Consider the following 17238-nt stretch of genomic DNA (forward strand, 5'->3'; position numbering starts at 1 on the left):
TGGGCGGCGGTTCAGGCGTCGAACGCACCGCGGATCCAGTTCAGTTGCGCGGGTGAACTGCGCTCGGCTGGGCCGATCGCGACCACGTCGAACCGGCAGGGGTGGCTGGCCCAGCGCGGCTGCTGTTGCAGGAATACCTGGGCGGCGACGCTGACCCGCGTGCGCTTGCGCGCATCGACACTGGTTTCGGCGCCGCCCCAGGCGCTGTGGCGGCGGTAACGCACTTCCACGAATACTACGGTATCGCCGTCGAGCATGACCAGATCAAGCTCGCCGAGCCGGCAGCGCCAGTTGCGCGCCAGCAGACGCAGGCCGTGCTCCTCGAGGTGGGTCAGTGCCCAGCCCTCGGCAGCCTGGCCGGTCTCCTGGCGCGTGCGCTCGTTCACCGGGTGGCGGCTTCCAGGCGGTAGAGCTGGCCGTCGCGGTACTCGGCCCACGGCAGGCTGCGGCTGATGCGCTGGCCGGGGGCGAGCTGCAGGCTGCCGGACAGGCCGTCGATCCGGGTGCTCGGCATGGTCTGCAGCTGACCGAGGCGCGGCGCCAGGCGGTAGGCGTCGGCGCCCATGGCGTACAGGCGGCCGAGGCTGCCGGCGGCGGCCGGCCACTGGCCGATCACCTGCTCGCGCAGCGGATCCGTCGCGCCGAGCAGCCAGGGGGTCTCGCAGAAGCGGATGCCGTCGAGATCGAGGTCTTGCGCCGGGTCGTTGCTGCCGCTGAACAGGTGCGAGGTGGCGTACACCGGCAGGTCGCCTGCGTACTGGAAGGCCAGGGTCGGCTTGATCTGCCGCGCCTGCGCCGGGGTGGCGGCGAGGAACACGAAGTCGACGTCCTGGCGCCGGGCCGGCTGGGCTTCGACCGGGCTGCCGAGCGTCTCGCCCAGGCGCTTGGCGCGTGTCTCGCTGGCGCGCAGCTGGAGCAGGTCGGCGATCTGCTGGGCCAGGCGCACTGGCTGGTCGACGTGCTCGGCGGCGATCAGGCTGCCACCGCGCGCCTGCCAGTCCTGGCGGAAGGCATTGAGCACGCGGGTGCCCCACTCGCCGCTGGGAACCAGGGCCACAGCGCGGCGCATTCCGTCCTTCCAGGCGCGTTCGGCGACTGCGCGGGCCTCGTCCTCGGCGGCGAGACCGAACTGGAAAAGCTGGGCAGGGCCTTCGCCGCCATTTTCGCTGTAGTTGAGTGCCAGGGTGGCGATCGGCAGCTGCGCGCGGCCGTTGAGCTGGTTGACCAGCGGCTTTTCCAGCGGGCCGACCACCAGCTGTACGCCGTCGGCCTGCGCCTGGCGGTAGAAGCTGTCGAGGTCGGTCAGGTTGCTGCTGTCATGCACGCTGATGTGCACCGGGTCGTTGCTCTGGTAGTGGGCAGCGAGGAAGCCGTCGCGCAGGGCCTGGGCGACGCTGGCGAGTTGGCCCTGTTGCGGCAGCAGCAGCGCCACGCGGGTCAGCGGGCGGGCGGCGATTTCCTGCAGCTGGACCAGCGGCTGCGGCAGCTGGCGGGCGGCCGGATGCTGCGGGTGCTGGGCCTGCCATTCGGTGATGGCGGCCACTTGCTGGGCGGGAGTGGCGTTGCTGCGCGCCAGGCGGCCCAGTTCCAGCCAGCCGGCAAGGTCATCGCCGGTGCCGGCGGGGGCCTCCAGCTGGCCGCTCGGCAGGCTGGCGACCAGGGTCCAGATCGCCTCGTGGTTGCTCGCGGCGGCCTGCTCCTTGAGCAGCGGAGCGATGAACACCCGCTCGCGGGTGGCGGCCAGCAGCTGTTCGTCGGCCTGCAGGGCATTGGCACGCGCCAGCTGGCTGCGCACCTGCTGGTGCACCGGCAGTTCGGCGAGGCGGGCGAAGCTCGGGTGCTGCAGGGCGGCGAGGGCGGCCTTGGGCTTGGCGCGGGCGATCGCCAGTTCGGCGCCGAGGGTGCTGGCGAAGATCTGCTGGGCGGGCGGCAGATCTTCCAGCTGGACCAGGTCGAGGATCTGCTGGGTCTGCGCCAGGTTGCCCTGGCTCAGTGCCAGGTCGGCCGCGGACAGGCGCAGCCGGCTGGCGTCTTCCGCTTTGCCCTTGGCGGCCTGTTGCAGCAGCTGTTCGATGCCGGCCTGGGGCTTGCCCGGCAGTTCGCCGAGGCCGGGGGCGGCTTGCTGGCCGGCGCAGGCGCACAGCAGGCTGGCCAGGCAGAGGACGGAAAGGGGACGCAGGCTGGCGATCATGTGAGGAATTCCGATTCGCAGTCTTGAAAGGCGGCAATTGTACCCAAGCCCCGCCGCGGGTGCGATCTTGGCTGGGCTAAACCGGTACAATGCCCGCTTTGACTGGCAACGGGATGGCGATGTGAAGGCTCCGGGTACTCTTTATGTGGTGGCGACGCCGATCGGCAATCTGGAGGACATCAGTGCAAGGGCGCTGCGCGTGCTGCGCGAGGTCGTGCTGATCGCCGCCGAGGACACCCGGCACAGTGCGCGCCTGATGCAGCACTTCGGCATCGCTACGCCGCTGGTCGCCTGCCACGAGCACAACGAGCGCGAACAGGGCTCGCGCCTCGTGCAGCGGCTGCTCGAGGGCGACGATCTAGCCCTGATCTCCGATGCCGGCACCCCGCTGATTTCCGATCCCGGCTATCACCTGGTGCGCAACGCCCGCGCCGCCGGCGTGCGGGTGGTTCCGGTGCCCGGTGCCTGCGCCCTGATCGCGGGGCTGTCGGCGTCCGGTCTGCCATCCGATCGCTTCGTCTTCGAGGGCTTCCTCCCGGCGCGCAGCTCCGGGCGCCGCCAGCGCCTGCTGGATCTGCACGAGGAGCCGCGTACCCTGATCTTCTACGAGGCGCCGCATCGTCTGCTCGAGTCGCTGGCCGACCTGCGCGAGGTCTTCGGCGCGGCGCGTCAGGCGGTGCTGGCCCGCGAGCTGAGCAAGACCTTCGAGACCATCAAGGGTGCGCCGCTCGGCGAGCTGCACGACTGGGTAGCGGCCGACGCCAACCAGCAGCGCGGCGAATGCGTGCTGCTGGTCGAGGGCTGGCAGGCGCCGGCGGGCGAGGAGGCGGTCGGCGCCGAGGCGCTGCGGGTGCTCGATCTGCTGCTCGCCGAGCTGCCGCTCAAGCGTGCCGCGGCCCTGGCGGCGGAGATCACCGGGGTGCGCAAGAATCTGCTCTACCAGCGGGCTCTGGAACGACAGAAGGACGCGGATTGAGCTTGTTATCCGGCGGCGCAGTGAGTACCCTGCGCGCCGGAGAGTCGGCCGGACAGTCGCTGCCCTGCTTGCAGGGGGGAGGAAAGTCCGGGCTCCATAGGGCAGAGTGCCAGGTAACGCCTGGGAGGCGCGAGCCTACGGAAAGTGCCACAGAAAACAACCGCCTAAGCGCGCAAGCGCCGGTAAGGGTGAAAAGGTGCGGTAAGAGCGCACCGCACGACTGGCAACAGTTCGTGGCTAGGTAAACCCCACTCGGAGCAAGACCAAATAGGGATCCATTGGCGTGGCCCGCGCTGGATCCGGGTAGGTTGCTTGAGGCCGTCAGCGATGGCGGTCCTAGAGGAATGACTGTCCTCGACAAAACCCGGCTTACAGGCCGACTCTCCGACCTTTCCTTCCGCATGAAATCGCTATTTTCCTCTTGTTCTTAATGCCGAAACGCTATTGCTCTTCATAAAGAGCTTTAAGTTAGTGGCGCCGCTCGTTGAATTGTCCCGTCTGAAGTTCCCGCTGTTTTCCCGCCGTTATTCCACTGGTCAGCTTTTTCTCTAAGTTGCGGTCCGGCAAGGGTTTTTCCCGTTGAGCTCGCCTTGACGGGGTGGAGAAGGCATTTCTATAGTGTGTGAAGGTGGGGGAAAGTGGGACAAAGTGGATTTCTAACGGTCAAGGAAGGCTGACCACAGCGAGGACGTGCAGCCGTGTTTCGCGGAGCCAATGCCATAAGTCTTGACGCCAAGGGTCGTCTGACGATGCCGAGTCGGTATCGCGACGAGCTCGTGGCGCGTTGCGCTGGCCAGCTCGTCGTGACCATCGATGCGGTAGACCCCTGCCTGAGCGTTTATCCCCTTGCCGAATGGGAACTGATCGAAGCGAAGCTGCGCGAGCTGCCGTCGCTGCGCGAGGAGAACCGGCGCCTGCAACGGCTGCTGATCGGCAATGCGGTGGATCTGGAGCTGGATAGCGCCGGTCGTTTCCTGGTGCCGCCGCGCCTGCGGGAGTACGCCGGCCTGGACAAGCGCGCGATGCTGGTCGGCCAGCTCAACAAGTTCCAGTTGTGGGACGAGGACGCCTGGGATGCGCTGTGCGCGCGGGATCTCCAGGCGATCAAGGAACCCGGCGGTCTGCCGGAAGAATTACGCAACCTGACGCTCTGAATTATGAATGCAGCCACCTTCAGCCATGTAACCGTCATGCTCCACGAGGCCGTCGAGGCGCTCGCCGTGCGCGCGGATGGCTGCTATCTGGACGGCACCTTCGGTCGCGGCGGACACAGCCGCCTGGTGCTGGCGGCGCTGGGCGCGCAGGGGCGACTGATCGGTTTCGACAAGGATCCGCTGGCCATCGCCACCGGCCTCGAGCTGATGGCCGCGGACAGCCGTTTCCAGATCGTCCAGCGCAGCTTCGCCGAACTGGGCGAGGAGGTGGTCGCGCGCGGCCTGCAGGGACGGGTCGACGGCATCCTCCTTGACCTTGGGGTGTCTTCGCCGCAGCTGGATGACCCCGAGCGTGGCTTCAGCTTCATGAACGACGGTCCGCTCGACATGCGCATGAACCCGGACGCCGGCGTCAGCGCGGCGCAATGGATTGCCACGGCCGACGAGGAAGAGATCGCCCGCGTGTTCTACGAGTACGGCGAGGAGCGCTTCTCGCGGCGCATGGCGCGCGCCATCGTGCAGCGTCGCAGCGAGCGGCCGTTCACCCGTACCGCTGACCTGTCTGAGGTGATTGCCGCTGCCAATCCGGCCTGGGAAAAGGGCAAGCATCCGGCCACCCGTGCCTTCCAGGGCCTGCGCATCCACATCAACAACGAACTGGGCGATCTCGAGCGCGGTCTCGAGGCGGCGCTCGAGGCGCTCGCCGTGGGCGGCCGGCTGGTGGTGATCAGCTTCCATTCGCTGGAGGATCGCATCGTCAAGCAGTTCATGCGCCGCCAAGTGAAAGGCGAGGCGGACAACCTGCCGCGCGACCTGCCGATCCAGCTGGCCAGGTTCGAGCCGCGCCTGAAGCTCCTCGGCAAGCCACAGTACGCCTCGGCGGCCGAGGTCAAGGCCAACCCGCGCTCGCGCAGTGCGGTGATGCGCGTGGCGGAGAAGCTGCGGTGATCCGCCAGGCCCGCGTCTCCGGCATGCCCAGCGGCAGCCTGCTGATGCTGGTGCTGTTCGGCCTCGTGCTGTGTTCGTCCGTCGCCGTGGCCTGGAGTGCGCACTGGAACCGCCAGCTGCTCAACCAGCTGTACGGCGAGCTCAGCGTGCGCGACAAGGTGCAGGCCGAATGGGGCCGGCTGATCCTCGAGCAGAGCACCTGGACCGCGCACAGCCGCATCGAGCTGCTGGCCAGCGAACAGCTGCGCATGCGCGTGCCCGAGCCGGGCGAAGTGCGGATGGTGGCACCATGATCAGCCTCGACGGAGCCCAGTACCCCTGGCGTTTCCGCCTGGTGATCGCGGTGCTGCTGGGCATGGTCGCGGTGATCTCCTGGCGCATCGTCGACCTGCATGTGTTCGACCATGATTTCCTCAAGGCCCACGGTGATGCGCGCAGCGTGCGCCATGTGCCGATCCCGGCGCACCGCGGGCTGATCACCGACCGCAACGGCGAGCCGCTGGCGGTCAGCACCCCGGTCATCACCCTGTGGGGCAACCCCAAGGAGCTGATGGTGGCCCGCGAGCACTGGCCGGCCCTGGCCGAGGCGCTCGGTCAGGATCTCGAAGCGCTGGGCAAGCGCCTGCAGCAGAACGCTGATCGCGAGTTCCTCTACCTGGCCCGCGGGCTGACGCCGGAGCAGGGCGATGCGGTGCTGGCGCACAAGATTCCCGGGGTATACAGCCTCGAGGAGTTCCGCCGTTTCTATCCCGCCGGCGAGGTCACCGCGCACCTGCTGGGCTTCACCGACATCGACGACCGCGGCCGCGAAGGGGTCGAGCTGGCCTTCGACCAGTGGTTGTCCGGCGTGCCTGGCAGCCGCCAGGTGCTCAAGGACCGCCGCGGCCGGCTGATCAAGGACGTCGGTGTGGCGCGCAATGCCAAGCCGGGCAAGGAGCTGGCGCTGTCCATCGACCTGCGCCTGCAATATCTGGCGCACCGCGAGCTGCGCAACGCCCTGGTGGAGAACAAGGCCAAGGCCGGCAGCCTGGTGATCCTCGACGTGCAGACCGGCGAAGTGCTGGCCATGGCCAACCAGCCGACCTACAACCCGAACAACAAGCGCAACCTGCAGCCGGCGGCGATGCGCAACCGCGCGATGGTCGACGTCTTCGAGCCGGGCTCGACGATGAAGCCGATCTCGATGATGGCGGCGCTGGAGAGCGGGCGCTGGAAGCCCTCCAACACCGTCGAGGTCTGGCCGCACAGCCTGCGTATCGGTCGCTTCACCATCCGCGACGTGTCCCGTGGCGGCGGTCCGGTGCTCGATCTGACCGGCATCCTGATCCGCTCCAGCAACGTCGGCATCAGCAAGGTCGCTTTCGATATCGGCGGCGAGTCGATCTACCACATGATGCAGCGGGTCGGCCTGGGCCAGGACACCGGCCTCGGTTTCCCCGGCGAGCAGGTCGGCAATCTGCCCAACCACCGCAAGTGGCCGCAGGCGGAAACCGCCACGCTGTCCTATGGCTACGGCCTGTCGGTGACGGCGGTACAGCTGGTACATGCCTACGCGGTGATCGCCAACAACGGACGCATGGTTCCGCTCAGTCTGGCGCGGGTCGACCGCCCGGCGACCGTCACCCAGGCGGTGCCCGAGGAGGTGGCCAGGACCATGCAGGGCATGCTCCAGCAGGTGGTCGAGGCGCCCGGCGGTGCCCACCGGGCCCAGGTGCCCGGTTATCACGTCGCTGGCAAGAGCGGCACTGCACGCAAGAACAGCGTGGGCAGCAAGGGCTACCAGCAAAATGCCTACCGCTCGCTGTTCGCTGGCTTCGGACCTACTAGCAACCCGCGCTATGCCATCGTCGTGGTGATCGACGAGCCCGGCGGCGAGGGTTACTTCGGCGGCCTGGTTTCCGCCCCGGTATTCAGCAAGGTGATGTCCGGCACCCTGCGCTTGATGAACGTAGCTCCGGACAACCTGCCGCCGCCGCTGCCCGAGCAGCCGCAGCTGAGCGGGTTGCCCGGCAATGGAGGACGCGGCTGATGCCGATGAGTCTGCTGAAGATGTTTCCCCAGGCTTCGCGCGACGCGCTGATTCGCGAGCTGAGCCTGGACAGCCGGGCGCTGCGCCCGGGTGACCTGTTTCTCGCCATTCCCGGTCACGTCAGTGACGGCCGGGCTTACATGGCCGATGCCATCGCCCGCGGCGCCGCGGCGATCGCCTACGAGGCCGAGGGCGCCGGCGAGCTGCCGGAGGCAGGCGATACCGTGCTGGTCCCGGTCCGCGGCCTGAGCGCCCAGCTGTCGGCCATCGCCGGGCGCTTCTACGGCGATCCCAGCCGCAGCCTCGAGTTGGTCGGCGTCACCGGCACCAACGGCAAGACCAGCGTCAGCCAGCTGCTGGCCCAGGCGCTCGACCTGCTCGGCCAGCGCTGCGGCCTGATCGGCACCCTCGGCGTCGGTTTCCACGACGACCTGCAGTGCGGCCGCCACACCACCCCCGACCCGCTGGCCGTGCAGGCCCAGCTGGCGCGCCTCAAGCAGGCCGGTGCCCGGGCGGTGTCCATGGAAGTGTCGTCCCACGGCCTGGATCAGGGCCGGGTCGAGGCGCTGGACTTCGACGTGGCGGTGTTCACCAACCTGTCGCGCGATCATCTCGACTACCACGGCGACATGGCCGCCTACGGCGAGGCCAAGGCGCGCCTGTTCGCCTGGCCGGGCCTGTGCTGCCGGGTGATCAACCTCGACGACCTGTTCGGTCGCGAGCTGGCCGCGCGTCCGGCGCCGTCGCGGCTGATCAGCTACAGCCAGATCGACCCGAACGCCACGCTGTATTGCACCGAGGCGCAGTTCAGCGAGGAGGGCGTGCGTGCCCGGCTGATCACCGCCCAAGGCGACGGTCTGCTGGTCAGCCCGCTGCTCGGCCGCTTCAACCTGAGCAATCTGCTGGCGGTGGTCGGCGCGTTGATGGGCCTCGATCACCCGCTCGACGAGATCCTCAAGGTACTGCCGCAGCTCAAGGGGCCGGTCGGGCGCATGCAGCGTCTCGGCGGCGGCGCCCAGCCACTGGTGGTGGTCGACTACGCGCACACCCCGGATGCCCTGGAGAAGGTGCTCGAGGCCCTGCGTCCGCACACCCGCGGCCGCCTGCTGTGCCTGTTCGGCTGCGGCGGTGACCGCGATCGCGGCAAGCGCCCGCTGATGGCCGCCGCCGTCGAGGGGCTGGCTGATGGCGTCTGGGTGACCGACGACAATCCGCGCAGCGAGCCGACCGAGCAGATCATCACCGACATCCGTGCCGGCTTCCGCGATCCCGATCAGGTGACCTTCGTCCCCGGACGCGGCGCGGCGATCCATCGGCTGATCGCCAGCGCGGCGGCCGACGATGTCATCCTGCTGGCCGGCAAGGGTCACGAGGATTACCAGGAAATCGCCGGGGTGCGCCATCCGTTCTCCGACATCGAGCAGGCCGCCAGCGCGCTGGCCGCGCGGGAGGTGGGCAATGCTTGAAGCCTGGATGCTGAGCAGCGTGCTGGCGGCACTCAAGGGCCGCCTGGCGGGTGCCGATGCCTTCTTCCGTGGGGTGAGCATCGACAGCCGCAGCGTCGAGGCGGGGCAGCTGTTCGTCGCCCTGTCCGGCGAGCGCTTCGACGGCCATGACTTCCTCGAGCAGGTCGCGGCGAAGAGTGCCGCCGCCGCGCTGGTCGAGCGCGAGGTCGAGGAAGTCGAACTGCCGCAACTGGTGGTGGCCGATACGCGCAAGGCCCTCGGCCAACTCGGCGCGCTCAACCGTGCGGCCTTCCACGGCCGCCTGGCGGCCGTCACCGGCTCCAGCGGCAAGACTACGGTCAAGGAGATGCTCGCCAGTATCCTGCGCGCCGATCACGGCGGCGATGCCGACGCGGTGCTGGCCACCCGTGGCAACCTCAACAACGAGCTGGGCGCGCCGCTGACCCTGCTCGAGCTGGCGCCGCAGCACCGCAGTGCGGTGATCGAGCTGGGCGCCTCGCATCTGGGCGAGATCGCCTACACCGTCAGCCTGACCCGACCGCAGGTCGCCATCATCACCAACGCCGGTACCGCGCATGTCGGCGAGTTCGGCGGCCCGGAGAAGATCGTCGAAGCCAAGGGCGAAATTCTCGAGGGGCTGGCGGGCGATGGCGTGGCGGTGCTCAATCGCGACGATCCGGCCTTCGCCACCTGGGTGCAGCGTGCCGCCGGCCGGCAAGTGCTGAGTTTCGCCCTGCATGCCGCGGCCGACTTCACCGCGCGCGACCTGGACCGTGACGCTCGCGGCTGCCCGGCCTTCACCCTGGTCGGTCCGGCTGGCGAGGCGCGCATCCAGCTCAACCTGCTCGGCGAGCACAACGTCGCCAATGCCCTGGCCGCGGCGGCCGCCGCCCACGCCCTCGGTGTGTCGCTGGCGGCGACCCGGGCCGGGCTGGAAGCCCTGCAGGCGGTCAAGGGGCGCGCCCAGGCGCAACTCGCCCCCTCTGGAATGCGGGTTATCGACGACAGTTACAACGCCAACCCTGCCTCGATGATGGCCGCCGTTGATATACTGACCGGCTTTTCCGGGCGTACCGTTCTGGTGCTCGGCGACATGGGCGAACTGGGGGCCTGGGCCGAACAGGGGCACCGCGAAGTGGGCGAGTACGCCCGCGGCAAGGTGACTGCACTGTACGCGGTCGGCCCGCTGATGGCCCATGCCGTGGCGGCCTTCGGTAGCGGCGGGCGGCATTTTGCCACTCAGGCTGAACTCATCGCCGTGCTGACTGCCGAACAGTCTCCGGAAACCACCCTGTTGATCAAAGGCTCGCGCAGCGCGGCGATGGATAAAGTCGTGGCTGCGCTGTGCGCCTGTGCTGGAGAACACTAAATGCTGCTGCTGTTGGCCGAGTACCTGCAACAGTTCCACAAGGGCTTCGCGGTCTTTCAGTACCTGACCCTGCGTGGAATCCTCGGCGTGCTCACCGCCCTGGCCCTGGCGCTGTGGCTGGGCCCCTGGATGATCCGCACCCTGCGCACCCGCCAGATCGGCCAGGCGGTGCGTGACGACGGCCCGCAGTCGCACCTGTCGAAGAAGGGCACGCCGACCATGGGCGGCGCGCTGATCCTCTCGGCCATCGCCATCAGCACCCTGCTGTGGGCGGACCTGACCAACCGCTACGTGTGGGTGGTGCTCGGTGTCACCCTGCTGTTCGGCGCCATCGGTTGGGTCGACGACTACCGCAAGGTCATCGAGAAGAACTCGCGCGGCCTGCCGAGCCGCTGGAAGTACTTCTGGCAGTCGGTGTTCGGCCTCGGCGCGGCGGCGTTCCTGTATATGACCGCCGCCACTCCGGTGGAAACCACCCTGTTCCTGCCGCTGTTGAAGAACATCGAGATCCCCTTGGGGATCTTCTTCGTGGTGCTGACCTACTTCGTGATCGTCGGCTCGAGCAATGCGGTCAACCTGACCGACGGCCTCGACGGCCTGGCGATCCTGCCGACCGTGCTGGTCGGCGGCGCTCTGGGCATCTTCTGCTACCTGGCCGGCAACGTGCGCTTCGCCGAATACCTGCTGATCCCCTACGTGCCGGGCGCCGGCGAGCTGATCGTGTTCTGCGGGGCGCTGATCGGCGCCGGCCTCGGCTTCCTGTGGTTCAACACCTACCCGGCCCAGGTGTTCATGGGCGACGTCGGCGCCCTGGCCCTCGGCGCGGCGCTGGGCACCATCGCGGTGATCGTTCGTCAGGAGCTGGTGCTGTTCATCATGGGCGGCGTGTTCGTCATGGAAACCCTGTCGGTGGTGATCCAGGTCGCCTCGTTCAAGCTCACCGGTCGCCGCGTGTTCCGCATGGCGCCGATCCACCACCACTTCGAACTCAAGGGCTGGCCGGAGCCGCGGGTGATCGTGCGCTTCTGGATCATCACCGTGGTGCTGGTGCTGATCGGCCTGTCCACCCTGAAGCTGAGGTAATCGAGATGACGCTGATCGCTTCCGACCAGTTCCGCATCGTCGTCGGTCTCGGCAAGAGCGGCATGTCGCTGGTGCGCTTCCTCGCCCGCCAGGGCGTGCCCTTCGCGGTGGCCGATACGCGCATGAGCCCGCCGGAGCTGGCCACCCTCAAGGCCGAGTACCCGCAGGTCGAGGTGCGCTGCGGCGCCCTCGATGTGGACTTCCTCTGCCGCGCCAGCGAGCTGTACGTCAGCCCGGGGCTGCCGCTGAGCACCGAGGCCCTGCAGGCGGCGGCGGTGCGCGGCGTCAAGCTGTCCGGCGACATCGATCTGTTCGTCCGTCACGCCAAGGCGCCGATCGTCGCCATCACCGGCTCCAACGCCAAGAGCACGGTGACCACCCTGGTCGGCGAGATGGCCGCAGCCGCCGGCAAGCGGGTCGCCGTCGGCGGCAACCTCGGCACCCCGGCGCTGGACCTGCTGGCCGACGACGTCGAGCTGTACGTGCTCGAGCTGTCCAGCTTCCAGCTGGAAAGCACCGAGCGGCTGAGCGCCGAGGTGGCCACCTGCCTCAACGTCAGCGACGACCATATGGACCGCTACAGCGGCATGCAGACCTATCACCTGGCCAAGCACCGCATCTTCCGCGGCGCCCGCCAGGTGGTGATCAACCGCCAGGATGCGCTGTCGCGACCGCTGATCGCCGACCAGGTGCCGTGCTGGAGCTTCGGCCTCGACAAGCCGGACTTCAAGTCGTTCGGCATCATTGAGGAGGGCGGCGAGAAGTTTCTCGCCTTCCAGTTCAGCAAGCTGATGCCGGTGCGCGAGCTGAGGATCCGCGGCGCACACAACCAGGCCAACGCCCTGGCGGCGCTGGCCCTCGGTCATGCCGTCGGCCTGCCGATGGCGTCGATGCTGGATACCCTGCGCCGCTTCACCGGCCTGGCGCATCGCTGCCAGTGGGTGCGCGAGCGCGACGGGGTGACCTGGTACGACGACTCCAAGGCGACCAACGTCGGCGCCGCACTGGCGGCGATCGACGGTCTCGGCGCGGAGATCGACGGCAAGCTGCTGCTGATCGCCGGCGGCGACGGCAAGGGCGCCGATTTCAACCCGCTGCGCGCCAGCGTGGCGCGCTACTGCCGTGCGGTGGTGCTGCTCGGCCGCGATGCCGAACTGATCGCCGGTGCGCTGACCGCCAGCGATGGCCAGCCGGTGGTGCCGCTGGTACGTGTCGCCAGCCTCGACGAGGCCGTGCAGCGTTGCGCCGAGCTGGCCGCCGCGGGTGATGCCGTGCTGCTGTCGCCGGCCTGCGCGAGTCTGGACATGTTCAAGAACTTCGAGGAGCGCGGCCGGCTGTTCGCCAAGGCCGTGGAGGAGCTGGCCTGATGCTCGCCCTGCTGCGCCTGTCGCCATCGCCGCTGCTCAGCCGCCGCGGCGTCGACCTCGACTTCCCGCTGCTGGCGGGTTGTCTGGCGCTGCTCGGCCTCGGTTTCGTGATGGTGTCCTCCGCCTCCTCCGAGGTGGCGGCGGCGCAGTCCGGCACTCCGCTGTACTACATGATCCGCCATCTGGTGTACCTGGCCATCGGCCTGAGCGCCGGGGCGGTGACCCTGCTGGTGCCGATCGCCACCTGGCAGAAGCACGGCGGCAAGCTGTTGCTCGCCGCCTTCGCCCTGCTGGTGCTGGTGCTGGTGCCGGGCATCGGCCGCGAGGTGAATGGCGCACGGCGCTGGATCGGCTTCGGCATCGCCAACATCCAGCCCTCAGAGCTGGCCAAGCTGTTCACCGTGATCTACCTCGCCGGCTATCTGGTGCGCCGCCAGGCGGATGTGCAGCGCAAATGGAAAGGCCTGCTGATGCCGCTGATCGTGCTCGGCCTGATGGCCGGTCTGCTGCTCTCCGAACCGGACTTCGGCGCCACCGTGGTGCTGGTCGGCGCCGGCATCACCATGCTGTTCCTCGGCGGGGTCAGCCTGTGGCGTTTCCTGCCGATGGTCGCCGGCGTGCTGGCGATCGGTGTGGTGGTGATGACCAGCCAGGCCTACCGCCTCAAGCGCCTGACCAACTTCATCGACCCCTGGGCCGACCAGTTCGGCGCCGGCTACCAGCTCAGCCAGGCGCTGATCGCCTTCGGCCGCGGCGAGTGGCTGGGCGTGGGTCTGGGCAACAGCGTGCAGAAACAGTTCTACCTGCCGGAGGCGCACACCGACTTCGTGTTCGCCGTGCTCGCCGAGGAGCTGGGCATGGTCGGCGCGCTGCTCACCGTCGCCCTGTTCGTGCTGGTCACCCTGCGTGCCCTGTACCTCGGCCTGCAGGCGGAGAAAAGCCAGCAGTATTTCTCGGCCTACGTGGCCTACGGTCTGGCGATCCTCTGGGTCGGCCAGTTCCTGATCAACATCGGCGTGAACGTCGGCCTGCTGCCGACCAAGGGGCTGACCCTGCCGTTCCTCAGCTACGGCGGCAGTTCGCTGGTGATCTGCTGCATCAGTCTCTGCCTGTTGCTGCGCCTGGACTGGGAGCGGCGCAACCAACTGGGCAACGCCGAGATCGAATTCACCGAAGAAGATTTTGCCGATGAGGAGCTGCGTCATGCCCGGTAACGTGCTGATCATGGCAGGCGGTACCGGTGGCCACGTGTTCCCGGCGCTGGCCTGCGCCCGAGAGTTCCAGGCGCGCGGCTACAGCGTGCACTGGCTGGGCACCCCGCGCGGGATCGAGAACGAGCTGGTGCCGCAGGCCGGTCTGCCGCTGCACCGCATCGAGGTCAGCGGCGTGCGCGGCAAGGGTCTGCTGTCGCTGCTCAAGGCGCCGCTGCAGGTGTTCAAGGCCCTGCTGCAGGCGCGCAAGGTGGTGCGCGAGCTGCAACCGGTGTGCGTGCTGGGCATGGGCGGCTTCGTCACCGGCCCCGGTGGGGTCGCCGCGCGTCTGGTCGGTGCGCCGCTGATCATCCACGAGCAGAATGCCGTGGCCGGTACCGCCAACCGCGGTCTGGTGCCGTTCGCCAGCCGCGTCTGCGAGGCGTTCCCGGACACCTTCGCGGCCAGCGCCAAGCGCCGTACCACCGGCAATCCGGTGCGCGAGGAGCTGTTCCTCGAGACGCCGCGGCAGAACCTGGGCAATCGCCAGGTGCGCCTCCTGGTGCTCGGCGGCAGCCTGGGCGCCGAACCGCTCAACAAGCTGCTGCCGGTGGCGCTGGCCAAGGTCGCCGCCGAGTTGCGCCCGCAGGTCTATCACCAGGCTGGCAAGAAGCATGCCGAGGTGACCCGCGAGCGCTACCGCGAGGCGGGCGTCGAGGCCGAGGTGCAGCCCTTCATCAAGGACATGGCCCGCGCCTATGCCTGGGCCGACCTGGTGATCTGCCGCGCCGGCGCGCTGACGGTCAGCGAGCTGGCTGCCGCCGGCCTGCCGTCGATGCTGGTGCCGCTGCCGCACGCCATCGACGATCACCAGACCCGCAATGCCGAATATCTGGCCAAGGCCGGCGCCGCCGTGCTTTTGCCGCAACATGCCACTGACGCGGCCGCGCTGGCCGCGCAGCTGACCGAGGTCCTGATGCACAGCGAAAAACTCGCGGCCATGGGCGCCACCGCGCGCCGCCTGGCCAAGCCCGACGCCACCCGCAGCGTGGTCGACATCTGCCTGGAGGTGGCCAATGGCTGAGGCGCCCCTCGACAACGCGGCCGAGCTGCGCCGCATGCGTCGCATCCGCCGCATCCACTTCGTCGGCATCGGCGGCGTGGGCATGTGCGGCATCGCCGAGGTGCTGCTCAACCTCGGCTACCAGGTGTCCGGCTCCGATCTCAAGACCTCGCCGGTGACCGAGCGTCTGGCCAGCTTCGGCGCGCAGATCTGCATCGGCCACCGTGCCGAGAACGCCGAGCAGGCCGACGTGCTGGTGGTGTCCAGCGCCATCAACCCGGCCAACCCGGAGGTCGCCCATGCCCTGGAGCGGCGCATCCCGGTGGTGCCGCGCGCCGAGATGCTCGCCGAACTGATGCGCTACCGCCACGGCATCGCGGTGGCCGGCACCCATGGCAAGACCACCACCACCAGCCTGATCGCCTCGGTGTTCGCCGCCGCGGGCCTCGATCCGACCTTCGTCATCGGTGGCCGCCTGAATGCCGCCGGCACCAATGCCCAGCTCGGCGCCAGCCGCTACCTGGTGGCCGAGGCCGACGAGAGCGACGCCAGCTTCCTGCACCTGCAGCCGATGGTCTCGGTGGTCACCAACATCGACGCCGACCACATGAGCACCTATGGCGGCGACTTCAACAAGCTGAAGAAGACCTTCGTCGAGTTCCTCCACAACCTCCCGTTCTACGGCCTGGCGGTGCTCTGTGTCGACGATCCGGTGGTGCGCGAGATCCTGCCGCAGGTCAGCCGGCCGATCGTCACCTACGGCTTCGCCGAGGATGCCGACCTGCGCGCCATCAACGTGCGCCAGGAGGGCATGCGCACCTTCTTCACCGTGCTGCGCAAGGACCGCGAGCCGCTCGACGTATCGGTGAACATGCCGGGCAACCACAACGTGCTCAATGCGCTGGCGACCATCGCCATCGCCAGCGACGAGGGCATCGGCGACAACGCCATCGTCGCCGGGCTGTCCGGCTTTCAGGGCGTCGGCCGGCGCTTCCAGGTCTACGGCGAGCTGCCGGTCGACGGCGGCAGCGTGATGCTGGTCGACGACTACGGCCACCACCCGCGCGAAGTCGCCGCGGTGATCAAGGCCGTGCGCGGCGGCTGGCCGGAGCGCCGTCTGGTGATGGTCTACCAGCCGCACCGCTACAGCCGCACCCGCGACCTCTACGACGACTTCGTGCAGGTGCTCGGCGAGGCCAACGTGCTGTTGCTGATGGAGGTCTACCCGGCCGGCGAGGAGCCGATCCCCGGCGCCGACAGCCGCCAGATGTGCCACAGCATCCGTCAGCGCGGCGTGCTCGACCCGATCTACGTCGAGCGTGGCACCGACCTGGCGCCGCTGCTCAAGCCGCTGCTGCGCGCCGGCGACATCCTGCTCTGCCAGGGGGCCGGCGACATCGGCAGCGTCGCGCCGCAACTGATCAAACATCCGCTGTTCGCTGGGCAAGGTGAGTCGAAATGAGTCTGCAATCCAACCTCGATCCCCGGGCCTTCGGCCGGGTCGCCGTACTGTTCGGTGGCAGGAGCGCCGAGCGCGAGGTGTCGCTGAAGTCCGGCCGGGCTGTGCTCGAGGCGCTGCAGGGCGCCGGGGTGGACGCCTTCGGCATCGATGCCGGCGCCGACCTGCTGCAGTGTCTGGCCGGCGAGCGCATCGACCGCGCCTTCATCGTCCTGCACGGCCGTGGTGGCGAGGACGGCAGCATGCAGGGGCTGCTCGAGTGCCTGGACATCCCCTACACCGGCAGCGGCGTGCTGGCCTCGGCGCTGGCCATGGACAAGCTGCGCACCAAGCAGGTGTGGCAGAGCCTCGGTCTGCCGACCCCGCGCCACGCGGTGCTGGCCTCGGCCGACGACTGCGCCCGCGCCGCCGCCGAACTGGGCTTCCCGCTGATCGTCAAGCCGGCCCACGAGGGCTCGAGCATCGGCATGGCGCGGGTGGAGACGCTGGAGCAGCTGCTCGCCGCCTGGCAGAGCGCGCGCGAGTACGACCCGCAGGTGCTGGTCGAGCAGTGGATCAGCGGTCCGGAGTTCACCGTGGCCGTGCTGCGCGGCGAGGTGCTGCCGCCGATCCGCCTGGGCACCACCCACAGCTTCTACGACTACGAGGCCAAGTACCTGGCCGACGACACCCGCTATCAGATCCCCTGCGGTCTGGCCGCGGACAAGGAAGAGGAACTCAAGGCGCTCGTCGCACGCGCCTGCGAAGCGGTCGGCACCCGCGGCTGGGCCCGCGCCGACGTAATGCAGGATGCCGACGGGCAATTCTGGCTGCTGGAGGTCAACACCGTCCCAGGCATGACCGACCACAGCCTCGTCCCCATGGCCGCTCGGGCGGCCGGCCTGGATTTCCAGCAACTGGTGCTGGCGATCCTCGCCGACAGCCTGGAGGCAAGGAGCTGATC

Annotated in this window: 15 protein-coding genes and 1 other RNA gene; 14 read left to right on the forward strand and 2 right to left on the reverse strand. The window is 68.7% G+C overall.

Annotated features, from left to right (window positions below; all coding sequences use genetic code 11):
* Nucleotides 1-11 precede the first annotated feature (11 nt).
* Both BLT78_RS00685 and BLT78_RS00690 read right to left on the reverse strand, forming a co-directional pair.
* On the reverse strand, nucleotides 12-386 hold the full coding sequence (locus BLT78_RS00685) for a YraN family protein (RefSeq protein ID WP_090347141.1): 375 nt from the start codon (nucleotides 384-386) through the stop codon (nucleotides 12-14).
* On the reverse strand, nucleotides 383-2191 hold the full coding sequence (locus BLT78_RS00690) for a penicillin-binding protein activator (RefSeq protein WP_090347142.1): 1809 nt from the start codon (nucleotides 2189-2191) through the stop codon (nucleotides 383-385). Before BLT78_RS00690 ends, BLT78_RS00685 begins: the two co-directional genes overlap by 4 nt.
* A 121-nt stretch (nucleotides 2192-2312) precedes the next feature.
* Here BLT78_RS00690 and rsmI point away from each other — a divergent pair, with 121 nt between their 5' ends.
* From rsmI to BLT78_RS00760, 14 genes are all read left to right on the forward strand, one after another.
* On the forward strand, nucleotides 2313-3167 hold the full coding sequence (gene rsmI, locus BLT78_RS00695) for a 16S rRNA (cytidine(1402)-2'-O)-methyltransferase (protein ID WP_090347143.1): 855 nt from the start codon (nucleotides 2313-2315) through the stop codon (nucleotides 3165-3167).
* Between the two features lie 40 nt (nucleotides 3168-3207).
* Nucleotides 3208-3555, forward strand: an RNA gene (rnpB, locus tag BLT78_RS00700) — RNase P RNA component class A.
* Between the two features lie 310 nt (nucleotides 3556-3865).
* Entirely contained in the window at nucleotides 3866-4321 is a 456-nt protein-coding gene (mraZ, locus tag BLT78_RS00705) for a division/cell wall cluster transcriptional repressor MraZ (RefSeq protein WP_090347144.1), read from the forward strand.
* Nucleotides 4322-4324: 3 nt separating this feature from the next.
* Nucleotides 4325-5269, forward strand: coding sequence for a 16S rRNA (cytosine(1402)-N(4))-methyltransferase RsmH (gene rsmH, locus BLT78_RS00710; protein WP_090347145.1), 945 nt, complete (start codon nucleotides 4325-4327; stop codon nucleotides 5267-5269).
* 23 nt (nucleotides 5270-5292) lie between these two features.
* Nucleotides 5293-5562 (forward strand): cell division protein FtsL, encoded by a 270-nt coding sequence (gene ftsL / locus BLT78_RS00715; RefSeq protein WP_090352061.1) that lies wholly within the window; start codon nucleotides 5293-5295, stop codon nucleotides 5560-5562.
* Complete coding sequence (locus BLT78_RS00720; protein WP_090347146.1) at nucleotides 5559-7298, forward strand: peptidoglycan D,D-transpeptidase FtsI family protein; 1740 nt, start codon at nucleotides 5559-5561, stop codon at nucleotides 7296-7298. Before ftsL ends, BLT78_RS00720 begins: the two co-directional genes overlap by 4 nt.
* The gene (locus tag BLT78_RS00725; RefSeq protein ID WP_090347147.1) at nucleotides 7298-8764 is read left to right on the forward strand and encodes a UDP-N-acetylmuramoyl-L-alanyl-D-glutamate--2,6-diaminopimelate ligase; all 1467 of its coding nucleotides are present in this window, start codon (nucleotides 7298-7300) and stop codon (nucleotides 8762-8764) included. Before BLT78_RS00720 ends, BLT78_RS00725 begins: the two co-directional genes overlap by 1 nt.
* Nucleotides 8757-10133: a UDP-N-acetylmuramoyl-tripeptide--D-alanyl-D-alanine ligase gene (locus BLT78_RS00730; protein ID WP_090347148.1), complete on the forward strand. Its 1377-nt coding sequence runs from the start codon at nucleotides 8757-8759 to the stop codon at nucleotides 10131-10133. The genes BLT78_RS00725 and BLT78_RS00730 overlap by 8 nt, the downstream gene beginning before the upstream one ends.
* Nucleotides 10134-11216: a phospho-N-acetylmuramoyl-pentapeptide-transferase gene (gene mraY, locus BLT78_RS00735; RefSeq protein WP_090347149.1), complete on the forward strand. Its 1083-nt coding sequence runs from the start codon at nucleotides 10134-10136 to the stop codon at nucleotides 11214-11216.
* Between the two features lie 5 nt (nucleotides 11217-11221).
* Nucleotides 11222-12583, forward strand: a complete 1362-nt coding sequence (murD, locus tag BLT78_RS00740) for a UDP-N-acetylmuramoyl-L-alanine--D-glutamate ligase (RefSeq protein ID WP_090347150.1) — start codon at nucleotides 11222-11224, stop codon at nucleotides 12581-12583.
* On the forward strand, nucleotides 12583-13797 hold the full coding sequence (ftsW, locus tag BLT78_RS00745; RefSeq protein WP_090347151.1) for a putative lipid II flippase FtsW: 1215 nt from the start codon (nucleotides 12583-12585) through the stop codon (nucleotides 13795-13797). Before murD ends, ftsW begins: the two co-directional genes overlap by 1 nt.
* A complete protein-coding gene (murG, locus tag BLT78_RS00750; RefSeq protein ID WP_090347152.1) occupies nucleotides 13787-14857 on the forward strand; it encodes an undecaprenyldiphospho-muramoylpentapeptide beta-N-acetylglucosaminyltransferase in 1071 nt (356 codons plus the stop codon). The genes ftsW and murG overlap by 11 nt, the downstream gene beginning before the upstream one ends.
* Complete coding sequence (gene murC, locus BLT78_RS00755) at nucleotides 14850-16298, forward strand: UDP-N-acetylmuramate--L-alanine ligase (RefSeq protein WP_090347153.1); 1449 nt, start codon at nucleotides 14850-14852, stop codon at nucleotides 16296-16298. The genes murG and murC overlap by 8 nt, the downstream gene beginning before the upstream one ends.
* Nucleotides 16295-17236: a D-alanine--D-alanine ligase gene (locus BLT78_RS00760; protein ID WP_090347154.1), complete on the forward strand. Its 942-nt coding sequence runs from the start codon at nucleotides 16295-16297 to the stop codon at nucleotides 17234-17236. Before murC ends, BLT78_RS00760 begins: the two co-directional genes overlap by 4 nt.
* Nucleotides 17237-17238 lie beyond the last annotated feature (2 nt).

This window comes from Pseudomonas oryzae (genome assembly GCF_900104805.1).
Taxonomy (GTDB): Bacteria; Pseudomonadota; Gammaproteobacteria; order Pseudomonadales; family Pseudomonadaceae; genus Geopseudomonas; species Geopseudomonas oryzae.